Origin of the sequence: Porphyrobacter sp. YT40 (assembly GCF_006542605.1) — a bacterium.
Classification (GTDB): domain Bacteria; phylum Pseudomonadota; class Alphaproteobacteria; order Sphingomonadales; family Sphingomonadaceae; genus Erythrobacter.
In genome coordinates this window covers 2,765,903-2,782,322 of the sequence record NZ_CP041222.1, presented here as the reverse complement: position 1 = coordinate 2,782,322, position 16,420 = coordinate 2,765,903, and the positions used below count along the sequence as shown (strand labels likewise).

Sequence of the window (16,420 nt, the reverse complement as noted above, 5' to 3'; positions counted from 1 at the left end):
CGGGAGCCTCGTTCGTTGTGGCATGAGGTCCCCGCCTGCGCGGGGACTCGCGACCTAGCCGGTAACCCGCCCCACGAATTCGTCCCAGATCGCAGGCGATGACGCGCCGATGAGGCCGGGCGCGTCGTGCTGGTCGACCCGGTAGGCGCTGCCATCGAGCCGTGCCGCCTTGCCACCCGCCTCGTTGAGCCACAGCACGCCCGCCGCGTGATCCCAGGCGAGAGTGCGCTTGAAGCTCGAAATGTCGTTCTCCCCCAGCGCAAGCCGCGGATATTGCTCGGCGGCGCAGCGCGGGATGTCGACGAGCGTGTAGTGCGGCGCGAGCTTCGCATCGACCATCGCGGATTGTTCGGGGGTGAGGAAGATGCGGCTGACAGCGGTGACAGGGGGCTGCTGTCCGGTCGTGCGCGCGGCGATCCGCTCCCCGTTAATGAAAGCCCCTTCGCCACGCCGCGCGTGGCAGAAGCGGTCCTTGTTGGGATCGTAGATCCACCCCGCCACCGCCTCGCCCGCGTCGGCCAGTGCGACGATGATGCCGAAGGGCTCCTTGCCTTCCGCGAAGTTTGCCGTTCCGTCGAGCGGGTCGATGATCCAGCACTGTCCCGAGAGGTGATCGAGCACCGCCTTGTCGGCGTGCACCGCCTCCTCGCCGACGACCGCAACACCGGGGGCCAGTTTCGTCAGCGCCTCGGTAAGGAAGGCTTCGACTTCGCGGTCGACGATGGTGACGGGATCGTCCTCGCCCTTCATTTCGACCTCGCCCAAGGCAAGATTGCGGAAGCGTGGCAGCATCGAGCGCTGCGCGGCAAAGCGCATCAGGTCGCGGATTTCGGCGTCGAGCGCGGAGAGCTGGCTCACGAGCAGGCCCTCACGAACGATAGTCCGCGTTGATCGCGATGTAGCCGTGGGTGAGATCGCAGGTCCACACCGTCGCGCGGCCGTCCCCGAGGCCGAGATCGACCGCGATCTCGATTTCCTCGCCCTTGAGATGTGCGGCGACCGGGGCCTCGTCGTAATCTGCCACCGGCAAGCCGTCGCGCGCGGCCCAGACTCCGCCGAAGGCAATGGAAAGCCTGTCGCGATCCGCCGGTTCGCCCGCCTTGCCGACCGCCATGACCACGCGGCCCCAATTGGCATCTTCGCCCGCAATCGCGGTCTTCACCAGCGGCGAGTTGGCGATCGCGAGGCCGATACGGCGTGCGCTGTCGTCGCTCGCCGCACCGCTCACACGGATGGTGATGAATTTTTGAGCACCCTCGCCATCGCGCACCACCAGCTGCGCAAGATTGCGGCACACCTCGGTGAGCGCGGCGGCGAAGGCATCGGCGCCGGGGCTGTCCCAACCCTCGATCCGCGTATTGCCCGCCTTGCCGGTGGCGAAGACCATCACCGTGTCGCTGGTCGATGTGTCGCCATCGACGGTGATGCACGAAAAAGTGGCAGCATTGGCGCGTTCGAGCGCCTCTTGCAGGAAGTCGGGCGCAACATCGGCATCGCAAAAGATATAGCCGAGCATGGTCGCCATGTCGGGGGCGATCATGCCGCTGCCCTTGATGATCCCGGCGAGTTCCACGCGGGTCTCGCCCACCATCGCCGAAGCGCCCGCGCCCTTGGGGAAGGTGTCGGTGGTGCCGATGGCGTGGGTCGCGTCCTCCCAGCCACAGGGCGCGGCCTCCAGCGCGGCGGCGATCCCGGCCTGTGCCTTGTCTTTGGGCAGAGGCACGCCGATCACGCCGGTGGAGGAGACGAACACCTCTTCGCGCGGGCAGGCCAGCGCCTCGGACACCTGCGCCATGATCGCCTCGACCGCCTCGCGCCCGCGATAGCCGGTAAAGGCGTTGGAGTTGCCCGCATTGACCACCAGCGCCCGCGCACGGCCCTGCGTCACGTTCGCGCGGCCCAGTTCGACCTCGGAGGAAGCGCAGGCGCTCTTGGTGAAGACCCCCGCAACGCTCGTGCCCTCGGCCAGTTCGGCGAAGGTCAGGTCGCAGCGGTCCCACGCCTTGTAGCGCGCCCGCGCCACACGCAGTGCCACGCCCGCGATGGGAGGCAGAGCGGGGAAGGGCCGGGCGAGGGGGGAGCGTGCAATATCCATGGGCCACGCCCGTAATCGCCAATCGGGAGCGCTGCAATCACACGCTTTGTTGGTTTGCGCGACCGGCGACGGATGATAGACCTCCGCTGCATGTATTCTCGCATCCTTTTCGCCGCTGTTGCCGGCGCCGTCGTCGCTGTCCCGCTTGCCGCACAGGAGCCCGAGCCCTCCGTGCCAAAGGTTCCGCCGCCGATCGAGGTTCGCACGCTTCCACCTGCCGCGCCGGTTGCGCGGGATATGAGTCGCCCGCGCCCGGAGGGTGCGTGGGATAGCTGGGTGACCAATGCCGATTACCCGCCCGGATCCTGGCAAAAGGGCGAGGCAAGCGCCGTGGGATACACGCTGGCGGTCGATGCGGAGGGCAGGCCGACCGATTGCACGATTACCGAAAGCACCGCCACTGCTGCACTTGAGGCGGAAACCTGTCGCCTGCTGCTGGAGCGCGCGCGGTTCAGGCCGGCGCAGAAGCCCGACGGTACGCCAAAGGAAGGCGTCTTTTCGGATGAAATCGTCTGGAAGCGCGATCAGCCCGAATTCGCGGAGCCTTTTGCGGTCAAGGTCGCCTTCACCGTCGATGTGCGCGGGCAAATCCGCGATTGCCGCGTGGTGGAGACTTCGGGCACGGTTCCGGCCGACATGCAACGCTCGCTCGATCGCCGTCCTTGTCCGGGCAGCACGCGAAGGAAAGTGCCCTATCGCGATGCCGAGGGGCGACCCGTGGCGCGCGCGGTGACGATGACCATCTCGGCCGATGTGGTGCCGGTATCGGTAGAGGATTAAGCTTCCGCACAGCTTGTCGCACTATGCTGGTGGACGAACGCAAGCGGAATCCCTATCTAGCACGCACCATGACCCGGCGCTTTCTTGCCTTTCTGGCCCTGATCACGGGCCTTGTCGCCCTTGGCGGCCCGGCGAACGCGTCGCTGGTTGAGGCGCTGGCGTGCGGAACCAGCATCGCGGCTTCCGCTGGGGATGAGACGCAGGGGGCAGAGCATGTCGCCGTGCAGCCCGTGCCCGCCACGGTCCATGAAAGCCGCGAGGTCGAGGCGCCCGAAAGCCGCCCGGCCATGCCGGATTCGCTGCGTCTGCCTGTCCTGATGGGGATCGAACGCGCCTTCGAATAGGCGCGCGCTTCGCTGCTTACCCGTGCTTTCCGGCGCGCCGGGCGCCTTTGGGCCGCGCGCGCATTTCCCCAATTTGGTGTCAGGCCCCCAGACGGGCCGTCATGCCCAGCAAAGGTTTGATTTGCCATGTTCAATACCCTCGCCAAGTCGCTGTTCGGTTCGGCCAACGACCGCTACATCAAGTCCGCGCGCAAGGTCGTCGCCCAGATCAACGCGCTCGAACCGCAGATTCAGGCGCTCACCGACGAAGAGCTTCAGGGCCAGACGGGCAAGCTGCGCGGCCTGATCGACGGCGGCGCCAAGCTTGACGACATCCTGCCCGAAGCTTTCGCCACGGTTCGCGAAGCCTCGGTCCGCGTGTTCGGGATGCGCCACTTCGATGTCCAGCTGATCGGCGGCCTCGTGCTCCACCGCGGCGAGATCGCCGAAATGCGCACCGGCGAGGGCAAGACCCTGATGGCGACGCTGGCGGTCTATCTCAATGCGCTGGAGGGCAAGGGCGTCCACGTCGTCACCGTCAACGATTACCTCGCCCGGCGCGACGCGGCCGAGATGGGGCGGCTCTACAACTGGCTCGGCCTAACGGTAGGCGTGATCGTTCCCGGAATGCCCGAAGAGTTCAAGCGCGACGCCTACAATGCCGATATCACCTACGGCACCAACAATGAATTCGGTTTCGATTACCTGCGCGACAACATGAAGCACGAACGCTCGCAGATGGCGCAGCGCCCCTTCAACTTCGCGATCGTCGACGAGGTCGATTCGATCCTGATCGACGAGGCGCGCACCCCGCTGATCATCTCCGGCCCGACCGAGGACAAGAGCGAGCTTTACGTCCAGCTCGATCAGGTCGCGCGCGAAATTCCGCGCGAATGGCTCGACATCGACGAGAAGACCAAGCGCGTCCAGCTGACCGAGGAAGGCCTCGACGAGGTCGAGCGCATCCTTGCCGAAAGGGAGCTGCTGGCGACCGACAACCTCTACGATGTCGAGAACACGCAGGTCGTCCATCACCTCGATCAGGCGCTGGCCGCCAACTTCACGCGCAAGCGCGACACCGACTACATCGTCAAGGACGGCAAGGTCGTCATCATCGACGAATTCACCGGGCGCATGATGGATGGCCGCCGCTGGTCGAATGGCCTCCACCAGGCGGTCGAGGCCAAGGAAGGCGTGCGGATCGAGCCCGAGAACCAGACGCTCGCCTCGATCACTTTCCAGAACTATTTCCGCATGTATCCCAAGCTTTCCGGCATGACCGGCACCGCCGCCACCGAAGCGGCGGAATTCTGGGACATCTACAAGGTCGGCGTGGTCGAAATCCCGACCAACCTGCCCGTCGCGCGCATCGACGAGGAAGACGAGTTCTACAAGAACACCGCCGACAAGTTCGGTGCCATCGCCCGTGCGATCAAAGAAAAGCAGGCGATCGGCCAGCCGGTTCTGGTCGGCACGGTTTCGATCGAGAAGAGCGAGCTGCTCAGCCAGTATCTCGACAAGGAAGGCGTCAAGCACGCCGTGCTCAACGCCCGCTTCCACGAGCAGGAAGCGCATATCGTGGCGCAGGCGGGCCGCTTTGGCGCGGTTACCATCGCCACCAACATGGCCGGGCGCGGCACCGACATCCAGCTGGGCGGCAATGTCGAATACCGCATCCTCGACGAGCTCGGCGACATGCCCGAAGGCCCCGAGCGCGATGCCGCCGTGGCCCGCATCAAGGCCGAGGTCGCCGAGGAGAAGGAGCGCGTGAAGCAGGCGGGCGGCCTGTTCGTGCTCGGCACCGAACGCCACGAATCGCGCCGCATCGACAACCAGCTGCGCGGCCGTTCGGGCCGTCAGGGCGACCCGGGCCTGTCGCGTTTCTACCTCTGCCTCGAAGACGATCTGCTGCGCATCTTCGGCCCCGACACGCTGTTCTCCAAGATGATGAACTCGAACCTCGCCGATGGTGAGGCGATCGGCTCGAAGTGGCTCTCCAAGGCGATCGAGACCGCGCAGAAGAAGGTCGAGGCGCGCAACTACGACATGCGCAAGCAGGTCGTGCAATACGACGACGTGATGAACGACCAGCGCAAGGTGGTCTATGAACAGCGCGCGGAGATCATGGATTCCGAGGCGGTCGACGACGTGGTGGTCGATATGCGCCACGACACGATCAACACCATCGTCGGCGCGGCGTGCCCTCCGGGTTCCTACCCCGAACAGTGGGACATCGCCGGCCTGAAGACACGCTGCGAGGACCTGTTCGGCTTCCAGCCCCCGATCGACGACTGGCTGGCCGAAGACGAGGTCGAGCCCGAACTGATCGAGGAACGCCTGCGCGCGCTGACCGACGAAATGATGGACGCCAAGATGAGCGCGCAGGACGCCTCGATCTGGCGCATGGTCGAGAAGGACGTGCTGCTGCGCCAGCTCGATCACCACTGGAAGGAGCACCTCGCCACGCTCGACGCGCTGCGGCAGGTGATCTGGATGCGCGGCATTGCCCAGAAGCAGCCGATCAACGAGTACAAGCAGGAGGCCTTCGCGCTGTTCGAGACGATGCTCGATACGCTGCGTGAGGAAGTCACCAAGTTCCTGGTGCGTGCGGAACTGCGGATCGAGCAAGCGCCGGTCGAGTCGCTGCCCGAACTGCCCGATTTCCTCACCGGTCACATCGATCCGCTGACCGGGCTCGACAATTCGGCCGATGGCGACGGGTCGGAGCTGCGGCCCGAACTGTTCGGATCGCTCGCCGGAAGCCCGCGCGCGGCCAGCGGACCGGGCGGGGCGAATACCGACAACCCTTACGCCAATCTCGACATCAGCCGCAACGCGCCGTGCCCGTGTGGGAGCGGCAACAAGTACAAGCATTGCCACGGCGCCATTGCAGGCTCGCGCGCGGTCGTCTGACGCGGGCGCGGGCGCCGGGGAATAGGCGGCGATGATGATCGGGGCGGTGCCGGTGCTGCTCGCGCTCGCCTTCGGAGTGACGGCGCTGCTCTATGCCAGCGTCGGCTTCGGCGGCGGATCGACCTATTCGGCGCTGCTGGCGCTGTCGGGGCTCGACTACCGGCTGCTGCCGCTGGTCAGCCTCGCCTGCAATATCGTGGTGGTGACCGGCGGAAGCATCCGCTTCGCCCGCGCGGGTGTGACGCCGTGGAAGAAGGCACTGCTGATCGTCGCGCTGGGCGCTCCGGCGAGCTTTGCCGGGGGACTCACGCCGATCAGGGAGGCGACCTTCCTCACACTGCTGGGGGGGAGCCTGGTGCTGACCGCGCTCACCATGCTGATCCCGGTGCGGGAGAATGCAGACGGCACGCCGACCCGCGCGGCGCGCTGGATGCCGCTCGCCGCCGCGCCGCTGGGCTATTTCGCCGGGCTGGTGGGGATCGGGGGAGGGATCTTCCTCGCGCCCTTGCTGCACCTGGCCCGCTGGCACGAGCCGCGAGGGATTGCGGCGACGGCGAGCCTGTTCATCCTCGTCAATTCGCTGTTCGGCCTTGCCGGTCAGATGCTCAAGCACGGGCCCGGCCTGTTCGGCGTGGCGATCGGCGCGGCGCTGCCGCTGCTGGTCGCGGTGGTGATCGGCGGGCAGGCGGGAAGCCTGATGGCGGCGCGTCTGCTGCCGCCTAAATGGATCCGCTGGCTGACCGCGCTGCTGGTGCTGGTGGTGGGCGTGCGGTTGCTCGCCGGGGTGTGAGCGACCATTCTTTGATGATAGCGTTGCAACGCGCAGCGAGAGGGCAAATGATGCGGATGGCGATATGGCTGGCGGGTTGCGGCTTTCTTTTCGGAGCCGTGTCGGCAGGTTGGGCCCAGACAAACCCCGGCGCTCAGGTACCGCCTGAGGTGCCTTCTACGCCATCGGCCAGCGCTGGCGCAGCGGACCGGTCAAGAGCGCTGGCAACGCGATATGAAGAAAGATGGATGGCCATGATCATCGCGGCTTATCCTGCCGATGCCCAGTTCCGTGGGCAGGAGGGAACAGTCGGTGTCACAGTATCGGTGAGCGCCGATGGCCGGCCGAAAGGTTGCAAGGTTATCAGATCGAGCGGGCACGAGATCCTCGATACCGCCGCTTGTGCGGGCATGAAGCGCTATGCGCGCTTTGATCCCGCCCTCGACGCCCAGGGCAATCCGATCGCGGCCGAGTTTTCGACCAAGATCACATATTCGCTAGATCAGGAGTAGAAAATGGCTCCCCGAGTAGGATTCGAACCTACGGCCAAGTGATTAACAGTCACCTACTCTACCGCTGAGCTATCGGGGAGCAACTCTTCCAAGCGGTCTAAGGAAGAGCGGAAGCGCGCCTATATGGGGGGCGGTTTCGGATTGCAAGAGGGTTTTGCGCAAGGTTTCATGGTGGCCCAACACCGGTCGCACCGCGACCGCAAGCGCGACCGCGCGCCCGCAGCGACGCGACCTTCAGGTCGCAGGAGCGAGGATCGCGCGCCGGATGGCGTGCGAAACACATTACGCCGTGACGAACTGCTCCGCGACGATTCGCTCCTCGAGGCTCTGGCCCGGGTCGAACAGCAGGGTGAGATCGTTGTCGTGCGCGATCTGGAGGCGCACTTCGGCGATGTCGCGCAGTTCCTTCTGGTCGGCCACGGCGGCGACCGGGCGCTTGGCCGGGTCGAGGACGCGCAGGATGATCTTCATGCGGTCGGGCAGGATCGCCCCCCGCCAGCGCCGCGGGCGGAAGGGGCTGATCGGGGTGAGCGCGAGCATCTTCGAATCGAGCGGCAGGATCGGGCCCTGAGCCGAAAGATTGTAGGCCGTCGAACCCGCGGGCGTCGCCACCAGCACCCCATCGCATACCAGTTCGCGGATACGCACGCGGTCGCCCACGGTGACTTCGATCTTGGCGGTCTGGCGCGTTTCGCGCAGCAGCGAGAGCTCGTTGATCGCGTTCAGCACATGGGTCTCGCCATCCTGCGTCACGGCCTCGACCCGCAAGGGCGCAATCGTCCAGCGGCGCGCCTTGTTGACCTTGGCGGCAATTGCAGCGCGCTTGTCATAGCGGTTCATCAGGAAGCCAACCGTGCCGAGGTTCATCCCATAGGCCGGGACCACGCGGCCCGCATCGAGCATCGCGTGGAGCACCTGGAGCATGTAGCCATCGCCGCCCAGCACGACCGCCGCATCGGCCTCGCCCAGCGGCACCCAGTCGCCCTGATCGAGCAGCGCGTCGCGCGCCTCCTGCGCCCGCTCGGTGTCCGAGGCCAGCAGCGCGAGCCGCTCGTAGGTGGTGCCATTGCTCGCCATTGGTTCCCCTCTGCCCGGCCGGCCGCCGCTTATCCCCGGCTCTGTGCTAGGCGGTTGCCCTGATGTGCCATATCGGCTCGGATTGCAATTGATGCGAGGCAGGCGCGGGTTCAAGAGTTAAGGGGGACACGCAGAGGGAGCTTGATGGAACAGGGCCGCACATCCTTGCGAGGGCCGATCGCGCGAGGGCGCTTTCCGGGGGTGAGCCCCGGCGTGCTCGAAAGCGATCTGCTGCGTGCGCTCGACCGGCGCGAGATCGAGGTGCTGTTCCAGCCGCAATTCGCCTGCGCCAGCGGCGCGGTGACAGGGGCCGAAGCGCTGGCGCGCTGGCAGCATCCGACGCTCGGCGAGATCGGCGCGCGTGATCTCTTCGCAATTGCCGAGCGGGCGGCGCTGGTCGCACCGCTCTCGCGCCACGTGGTCGCGCGCGCGCTGGAGGATGCCGCGACCTGGCCCGAGGGGCTGACTCTGTCGCTCAACATCACCCCAGAGGAACTGGGCGACCCGCGCTTCGCCGCCGATTTCGCCGCCGTGATCGGGCGCTCCGACATCGCCCCGCAACGACTGATGCTGGAGATCACCGAGGATCTGCTGCTGCGCAATCTCGCCCAGGCGGCAAGTGCGCTGAAGGCGCTGCGCGGCCTCGGCTTCCGCACCGCGCTCGACGATTTCGGCGCCGGGTTCTGCAATTTCCGCTACCTGCGCGAACTGCCGCTGGATGCGCTGAAGCTCGACAAGGCGATGGTCGAGGGCGTGCCTGCCGATGCCACCGCGCTCGCGGTGCTACGGGCGATCGTCGCGCTCGCCAAGGCGCTGGGCCTTGCAGTCTATGCCGAAGGGATCGAGGACGAGATTCAGCGCGCCGCGATCACCGCGGAAGGCTGCGACTACTGGCAAGGCTTTCTGCGCGCCCAGCCGATGCCGAGCGCGCGCGTGGTCGCGCTGGCCCGCACCGCGCGGGGCATGGGGCACGGGTAGGGGAACTTCGGGGCGGGGTTGAAACAATCACGCCCGGCATCACTTGTGCTGGCAGTGGCCGCATCTCCGCAAGGCTCTCTCATCCGGCATTGGAACCAAGCGCATGAATCTCGAAATTCAGGTGCAGCTCGATTATACCTTCGAGCAGCCCTGCGACGTGCTGGTGCAGATCGAAGCGGCGCGGCTGCCCGGGCAGGCGGTGCTGGAAGCGCATATCGCCGCTCCCGCAGCATCCCATTTCTCCAGAGTGCCTGCTCAGGACGGGATCGGCGAGCGGATCTGGCTTCGCGCCGAGGGTGATCTGATTGTCGATTACAGCGCGCGCGTCGCCCTTACGCGCCGGGCAGCCGATCTCGCCAGCCTGCCGGTCATCGCGCCGCACCTTCTGCCGGGCGAGGCGGTGCCCTATCTGCTGCCGTCGCGCTATTGCCAGTCGAACCAACTGGCGACCTTCGTCGAAGAGGAATTCGGCACCATCGAGGGCGGGGCCAAGGTCGCCGCGATGCGCGACTGGGTCGCGGCGCATCTGAGCTACGTGCCCGGATCGAGCGATGCGAACACCACCGCGGTCGATACCTTCGTCGCACGGCAGGGCATCTGCCGCGACTACGCGCACCTCGTCATCACGCTCGCCCGCGCCGCCGACATCCCCGCGCGGATCGCCAGCGTCTATGCACCCGGCGTCACGCCGCCCGATTTTCACGCGGTGGCCGAGGTGTTTCTCGGCGGCGCGTGGCATCTGGTCGATGCGACCGACATGGCGAGCGCGGCGGACATCGCCGTGATCGGCATCGGCCGCGACATCGGCGACGTCGCCTTCCTCACCGCCTTCGGCCCGCTGGAAATGAACGGGCAGAGCGTCATGGTGCGCGAAGTCTAGGCCGCCTTCCTGGCCTTCGCGGCCTTCCGCACGATCCCGCTCAGCCCCTTGGTCAGCTGGAACAGCCCGTTGAGGCGGCTCAGCGGATCGCTCCACGCGCGGTTTATCACCAGCTTCATGTCGGGGCGCAGCTTGGCGGTGTCCTTGCCGCCTTCGTTGAGGCGCGCGACATAGGCGATCAGTCCGGCGGGATCGGGGAAGTCGTCATTGTGGAAGGTGACCAGCGTGCCGCGCGCGCCGACATCGATCTTGGCGATGCAGGCCTGCACCGCCTGATGCTTGATCTCGATCAGGCGAATGAGGTTCTTCGTCGGCTGCGGCAGGTCGCCGAAGCGGTCGATCATCTCGGCGGCGAGACTTTCGATCTCGTTCTGCCCTTCGGCCTGGTTGAGACGGCGGTAGAGCGCCATGCGCACCGCGAGATCGGGCACGTAATCCTCGGGGATCATGATCGGCGCATCGACCGTAATCTGCGGGGTCAGCTTGTCGCGCGGGCGTTCGAGGCCCATGTCGCCCGCCTTGGCGGCAAGGATCGCCTCCTCCAGCATCGCCTGATAGAGCTCGAAGCCGACCTCGCGGATATGGCCCGACTGCTCGTCGCCGAGCAGATTGCCCGCGCCGCGAATGTCGAGATCGTGGCTCGCCAGCTGGAAGCCCGCGCCAAGGCTGTCGAGATCGCCCAAGACCTTCAATCGCTTCTGCGCGACCTCGGACAGGGCAACGTCCTTCTCGTGCGTCAGATAGGCATAGGCGCGCAGCTTGGCCCGCCCCACACGCCCGCGCAGCTGATAGAGCTGGGCAAGGCCGAAACGATCGGCGCGGTGGATGATGATGGTGTTGGCGCTCGGGATGTCGAGCCCGCTTTCGACGATGGTGGTCGAGAGCAGCACGTCATACTTGCGGTCGTAGAAAGCGCCCATGCGCTCCTCGACCTCGCCGGGGCTCATCTGGCCGTGGGCGGAGACCGATTTGATCTCGGGCACGTTCTCGCGCAACCATTCCTCGACATCGGCCATGTCCGAGATGCGCGGGACGACAATGAAACTCTGCCCGCCGCGGTGATGTTCGCGCAGCAGGGCCTCGCGGATCACCATGTCGTCCCACTCCATCACATAGGTGCGCACCGCGAGGCGATCGACCGGAGGCGTCTGGATGGTCGAAAGCTCGCGCAGCCCGCTCATCGCCATTTGCAAGGTGCGCGGGATCGGGGTGGCAGTGAGGGTAAGGACGTGAACGTCGGCGCGCAGCTGCTTGAGCTTCTCCTTGTGGGTCACCCCGAAGCGCTGTTCCTCGTCGACGATCACGAGGCCAAGGTTCTTGAACTTGGTCGATTTCGACAGGATCGCATGGGTGCCGACCACGAGGTCGATATCGCCGCTCTCCAGCCCTTCGCGCGTCTCGGCGGCCTCCTTGGACGAGACGAGGCGGGACAGGCGACCGACCTTGAGCGGGAAGCCCGCAAAGCGTTCGGCAAAGTTCTGGTAGTGCTGCCGCGCGAGCAGTGTGGTGGGCGCGACGATGGCGACCTGTTGGCCGTTCATCGCCGCAACGAAGGCGGCGCGCAGGGCGACCTCGGTCTTGCCGAAGCCGACATCTCCGCACACCAGCCGGTCCATCGGTCGCCCGCTCTCGAGATCGGAGAGCACATCGGCGATGGCGCGTTCCTGATCCTCGGTTTCCGACCAGGGGAAGCGGTCGGTGAACTGGCCGAGCGTTTGCGGGTCGGCGGGCAGGGCAGGAGCCTGCTTCAGCGCACGCGCAGCGGCGACCTGCATCAATTCGCCCGCGATGGCGGTGATCCGCTCCTTCAGCTTCGCACGGCGGCGCTGCCACGCCTCGCCGCCCAGCCGGTCGAGCGCGACCGCCTGTTCGGACGAACCATAGCGGGTAAGGACGTCGATATTCTCTACGGGTATGAACAGCTTGTCGCCGCCCGCATATTCCAGCGCGACGCAATCGTGCTGGCTCTTGCCCACCGGGATCGGTTCGAGCCCGAGATAGCGCCCGATCCCGTGCTCGATATGCACCACCAGATCGCCGCGCGACAGCGCCTGCAATTCGGCGAGGAAGGCGTCGGAATCCTTGCGCCTCTTCTTACGCCGCACCAGCCGGTCGCCGAGGATATCGGCTTCGGTCAGCAGCTCCATGCTGTCGCTGGCGAAGCCGGTTTCGAGCGGGAGAACGACCACGGCGGTGGTCTTCTTCGCCGCAAGGCCGAGGGCCTGCTGCCAGCTATCGGCGATGGCGGTCGGCGCGCCGGCCTCGTCGATGATCGCGGCGATGCGGCGCGCGCTGCCGTTGGAGTATGCCGCGACCAGCGATTTGCGCGATGACTTGCCGACCGATTTGAGGTGTGCGGCGGCGGCTTCGTAGACGTTCTCGCCGCGTCCGCGTTCGGGCGCGAAGTCGCGGGCCGAGCGGAAGCCGAAGTCGATTACGCCCGCGCCCTCTTCCGAGACGAAGCCGGTCGCGCGGTGGGCAGGCTGGGCGGCAAGCGCCGCGTCGAACTCGTCGCGCGAAAGGTAAAGCGCATCGGGTGCGAGCGGGCGGTAGCTGCCCTTCTTCTCGCCCGCGATCCGGCCGCGCTGCTCGTGGTAATCGCGAATGTCGGTCAGCCGCTCCTCGGCAGCGCCCAGAGCGCTCTGGTCGATGACGACGACATCGTCCTTGCCGAGATGATCGAACAGGCTCGCCAGCTTGTCCTCGAACAGCGGGAGCCAGTGTTCCATGCCCGCCAATCTCCGCCCGTCGGACACCGCCTCGTAAAGCGGGTCCTGCGTGGCATTGGCGCCGAACAGCTCACGGTAGCGGGTGCGGAAGCGCTTGATGCTGGCATCGTCGAGCAGCGCTTCGGAGGCGGGGAGCAGCAGGTGGCTGTCGATCCGCTCCACCGTGCGCTGGGTGGCGGGGTCGAACAGGCGCAGGCTTTCCAGCTCGTCGCCGAAGAAATCGAGCCTTAGCCCGCTTTCCAGCGAAGAGGGAAAGATGTCGACGATGGAGCCACGCACAGCGAACTCGCCGTGGTCGATCACCGTGTCGGTGCGGCCATAGCCCTGCCGCACAAGCAAAGCGGCGAGGCTTTCATGCCCGATCTGCGTGCCGACCCGGAATTCACGCACGGATTCGCGCACCCTGAACGGGGTGAGCACGCGCTGGAGCACGGCGTTGACCGTCGTCACCAGCAATTGCTGCGCTGCGCCCGGTTGCTGCAACTTGTGGAGCGCCGCCAGCCGCTCGGCACTGATCGACAGGGCGGGGCTGGCGCGGTCGTAGGGCAGGCAGTCCCACGCGGGGAAGGCGATGACCTCCACCTCCGGCGCGAAGAAGCGCGCTGCCTCGGCGGCGGCGCGCATCGCCGCATCGTCGGGCGCGATGAACACCGCGCGGCGTTTCGCGGCGCGGGCGAGATCGGCGAGCACCAGCGGCAGGCTCCCGCGCGGCAGCGAGGCGAGTGTCAGCGGATCGCGGGCCGCAAGGATGCGGTTCAAGTCGGGCATCGGTTCACTTCACTTGTGCCGCAGGGGCAACGCAGGAACACCCCCACCTCATTTCGAGGAGGGGGTCGCATAGAGGGAGGGTGCCCAAGCGAAACCGCGGGGGCACCGGATTTGTTCCGGGCTTTACCCCTGCCTGTGCCGCTTGTCGAACGGGCCGTATTTCAGCGCGGAATGTCGACGTAATCGAGCTTCTGCATCGCCACCAGCAGATCGCCCGCCAGATGCTCGGGCGCGGCTTGGGAGCCGAGTGCGAAGGCCATCACGTCGACATCGTCCTCGTCCAGCAGCGCCTCGAACCACGCCAGCTCCGCCTCGCCCCAGTGGGCGTGATAGCGATCGTAGAACCCGCCGATCATGTAATCGGCCTCGCGTGTGCCACGGTGCCAGGCGCGGAACTTCGCGCGGGCCAGGCGCTGTTCGAAAGAGGGCGTTTCGGTCATGCCGCTCACCTAGCCACAGCTTCCCGCCGCTTCAACTCGCAAACATGCAAACCCGGTGGTAGCGAAAGCAACATGCGCCCCGAGGCTCTCAATCCGCTGTTCGCCGAAGTCCAGACGCTCGAAGGTGTCGGGCCGAAGCTGATGAAGCCGCTCGAGAAGCTCGGCCTGACGCGGGTGAAGGATCTCGCCTATCACCTGCCCGAACGCTTCGTCAGCCGCCGGGCGGTGGCCGATCTCGATTCGGCCTCCGAGGGCGAGCAGGTGATCATCGCGCTCACCGCGATCGAACACCGCGCACCCCGCGCCGGCAGTCGCGGGCCCTACCGGGTGCTGGCGCAGGACGCCAAGGGCAACGTGTGTTCGCTCACCTGGTTCGGCAGGGCCGCCTACAGCGCGAAGAAGCTAGTGCCGGTGGGCGAGACGCGCTGGGTTGCCGGGCGGCTCGATCGCTATGGCGACATGCTCCAGATCGTCCATCCCGATCACATCGAGGAAGCCAGCGCCGCGCACATGGGCCGCCTCAGCGAGCCGGTCTATCGCCTGTCCGAAGGGCTCACCCAGCCGCGGATCGCGGATTTCGTCGAGCAGGCACTCGCCCGCCTGCCGGACCTGCCCGAATGGATCGAGCCGGGGCAGTTGGAGCGGGCGGGATGGCCGACATGGGCGGCAGCGCTCAGGCTGGCGCATGAAGGCACCGAGCCCAAGGCGCGCGACCGGCTGGCCTATGACGAATTGCTGGCGAACTCGCTCGCGTTGCTGCTGGTGAAGGCGGAAGGGCGGCGGCGGCGCGGCGCGGCGCTGGTGGGCGACGGGGCCCTGCGCGCGCGGCTGCAACTGCCGTTCGCGCTCACCGGCGCGCAGGCCCGCTCGATCGCCGAGATCGAGGGCGACATGGCGCAGGAGGCGCCGATGCTGCGCCTGCTGCAAGGCGATGTCGGCGCGGGCAAGACCGTGGTGGCCTTGAACGCGATGCTGATCGCGGTCGAAGCGGGCAAGCAGGCCGCGCTGCTCGCGCCGACGGAAATCCTCGCGCGCCAGCACTTCGAGACGCTGCGGAAGATGCTTGCCCCGACCGGTGTCGAGATCGCGCTGCTGACGGGCCGCGCCAAGGGGCGCGAGCGCGAGTCGATCCTGATGGGGCTGCTCGATGGCTCGATTCAGCTTTTGGTCGGCACGCATGCGATCTTTCAGGATACGGTGAACTACCGCGACCTTGGCCTTGTGGTGATCGACGAGCAGCACCGCTTCGGCGTCGCCCAGCGGCTTGCGCTTGCCGCGAAAGGCCGCCGCGCGCCGCATACCCTTGCCATGACCGCCACACCGATCCCGCGCTCGCTGACGCTGGCGCAATATGGCGAGATGGATGTGAGCCGCCTCGACGAATTGCCGCCCGGACGGCAGGCGATCGAGACGCTGGTGTTCCCGCAGGCGCGGATGGAGGAAATGGTCGCCGGGGTCGAACGCCACCTCGCGAGCGGGCAACAGGCCTATTGGGTGTGCCCGATGGTGCGCGAAGTGGACGGGGTGCCCGATCTCGCTGACATCGCCGCTGCCGAGGCGCGCTATGCGGCGCTGAAAGAGCGCTTCGGCGATGCGGTTGTGCTCGTCCACGGACAGCTGCGCCCCGAGATGAAGGACGCCGCGATGGAGCGCTTCGTGACCGGCGATGCGCGGCTGCTGATCGCGACCACGGTGATCGAAGTCGGGGTCGATGTGCCGAATGCGACGCTGATGGTGATCGAACAGGCCGAGCGCTTCGGGCTCGCGCAATTGCACCAGCTGCGCGGGCGGGTGGGGCGCGGCTCGCTCAAGAGCCGCTGCGTGCTGCTGCGCGGCGACCAGCTGTCCGAGACAGGGAAGGCGCGGCTTGCCCTGATGCGCGAGACGCAGGACGGGTTCCGGATCGCCGAGGAAGACCTCGCCCTGCGCGGCGGGGGCGAATTGCTCGGCACGCGGCAATCGGGCGAGGCGGGGTTCCGGATCGCCGATCTGGAACAGACCCAGCGCTTGCTCGAAACCGCCCATGCCGATGCGCGGCTGCTGATGGAGCGTGATGGCGGCCTCACCAGCCCGCGCGGCGAGGCGGCGCGCATCCTGCTCTATCTGTTCGAACGCGACTGGGGGGTGCAGTTGTTGCGCGGCGGGTGAAAAAAATT

The 16,420-nt window shown here is 66.8% G+C and carries 13 protein-coding genes and 1 tRNA gene; 8 read left to right on the top strand and 6 right to left on the bottom strand.

Annotation, left to right across the window (positions count from 1 at the left end; translation table 11 throughout):
• Positions 1–54: 54 nt before the first annotated feature.
• Positions 55–816, bottom strand: a complete 762-nt coding sequence (locus E2E27_RS13020; RefSeq protein WP_141461883.1) for an inositol monophosphatase family protein — start codon at positions 814–816, stop codon at positions 55–57.
• 52 nt (positions 817–868) lie between these two features.
• On the bottom strand, positions 869–2,095 hold the full coding sequence (argJ, locus tag E2E27_RS13015; RefSeq protein ID WP_141459802.1) for a bifunctional glutamate N-acetyltransferase/amino-acid acetyltransferase ArgJ: 1,227 nt from the start codon (positions 2,093–2,095) through the stop codon (positions 869–871).
• A 237-nt stretch (positions 2,096–2,332) separates the two neighbouring features.
• On the opposite strand from argJ, the gene E2E27_RS13010 reads away from it, so the two are divergent.
• From E2E27_RS13010 to E2E27_RS19045, 5 genes are all read left to right on the top strand, one after another.
• On the top strand, positions 2,333–2,875 hold the full coding sequence (locus tag E2E27_RS13010) for an energy transducer TonB (RefSeq protein WP_234036053.1): 543 nt from the start codon (positions 2,333–2,335) through the stop codon (positions 2,873–2,875).
• A 68-nt stretch (positions 2,876–2,943) separates the two neighbouring features.
• Positions 2,944–3,219 (top strand): hypothetical protein, encoded by a 276-nt coding sequence (locus E2E27_RS13005; protein WP_141459798.1) that lies wholly within the window; start codon positions 2,944–2,946, stop codon positions 3,217–3,219.
• Positions 3,220–3,345: 126 nt separating this feature from the next.
• Positions 3,346–6,111, top strand: coding sequence for a preprotein translocase subunit SecA (gene secA, locus E2E27_RS13000; protein WP_141459796.1), 2,766 nt, complete (start codon positions 3,346–3,348; stop codon positions 6,109–6,111).
• Positions 6,112–6,145: 34 nt separating this feature from the next.
• On the top strand, positions 6,146–6,901 hold the full coding sequence (locus tag E2E27_RS12995) for a sulfite exporter TauE/SafE family protein (protein WP_141461881.1): 756 nt from the start codon (positions 6,146–6,148) through the stop codon (positions 6,899–6,901).
• A gap of 227 nt (positions 6,902–7,128) precedes the next feature.
• Positions 7,129–7,392, top strand: a complete 264-nt coding sequence (locus E2E27_RS19045) for an energy transducer TonB (RefSeq protein ID WP_234036052.1) — start codon at positions 7,129–7,131, stop codon at positions 7,390–7,392.
• 4 nt (positions 7,393–7,396) lie between these two features.
• Here E2E27_RS19045 and E2E27_RS12985 read toward each other — a convergent pair.
• Both E2E27_RS12985 and E2E27_RS12980 read right to left on the bottom strand, forming a co-directional pair.
• Positions 7,397–7,471: transfer RNA gene (locus E2E27_RS12985), tRNA-Asn, on the bottom strand.
• Between the two features lie 203 nt (positions 7,472–7,674).
• The gene (locus E2E27_RS12980) at positions 7,675–8,469 is read right to left on the bottom strand and encodes an NAD kinase (RefSeq protein ID WP_141459783.1); all 795 of its coding nucleotides are present in this window, start codon (positions 8,467–8,469) and stop codon (positions 7,675–7,677) included.
• A 144-nt stretch (positions 8,470–8,613) separates the two neighbouring features.
• On the opposite strand from E2E27_RS12980, the gene E2E27_RS12975 reads away from it, so the two are divergent.
• Positions 8,614–9,447 (top strand): EAL domain-containing protein, encoded by an 834-nt coding sequence (locus E2E27_RS12975; protein ID WP_141459781.1) that lies wholly within the window; start codon positions 8,614–8,616, stop codon positions 9,445–9,447.
• Between the two features lie 103 nt (positions 9,448–9,550).
• Positions 9,551–10,327, top strand: a complete 777-nt coding sequence (locus E2E27_RS12970; RefSeq protein WP_141459779.1) for a transglutaminase-like domain-containing protein — start codon at positions 9,551–9,553, stop codon at positions 10,325–10,327.
• Here E2E27_RS12970 and mfd read toward each other — a convergent pair.
• Positions 10,324–13,824, bottom strand: a complete 3,501-nt coding sequence (gene mfd / locus E2E27_RS12965; RefSeq protein ID WP_141459777.1) for a transcription-repair coupling factor — start codon at positions 13,822–13,824, stop codon at positions 10,324–10,326. The two genes, E2E27_RS12970 and mfd, sit on opposite strands and share 4 nt — an antisense overlap.
• A 161-nt stretch (positions 13,825–13,985) precedes the next feature.
• Complete coding sequence (locus tag E2E27_RS12960; RefSeq protein WP_141459775.1) at positions 13,986–14,264, bottom strand: FAD assembly factor SdhE; 279 nt, start codon at positions 14,262–14,264, stop codon at positions 13,986–13,988.
• A gap of 72 nt (positions 14,265–14,336) precedes the next feature.
• Between E2E27_RS12960 and recG the strand changes: the two genes are divergently transcribed.
• Complete coding sequence (recG, locus tag E2E27_RS12955) at positions 14,337–16,412, top strand: ATP-dependent DNA helicase RecG (RefSeq protein WP_141459773.1); 2,076 nt, start codon at positions 14,337–14,339, stop codon at positions 16,410–16,412.
• The last annotated feature ends 8 nt before the right edge of the window (positions 16,413–16,420 follow it).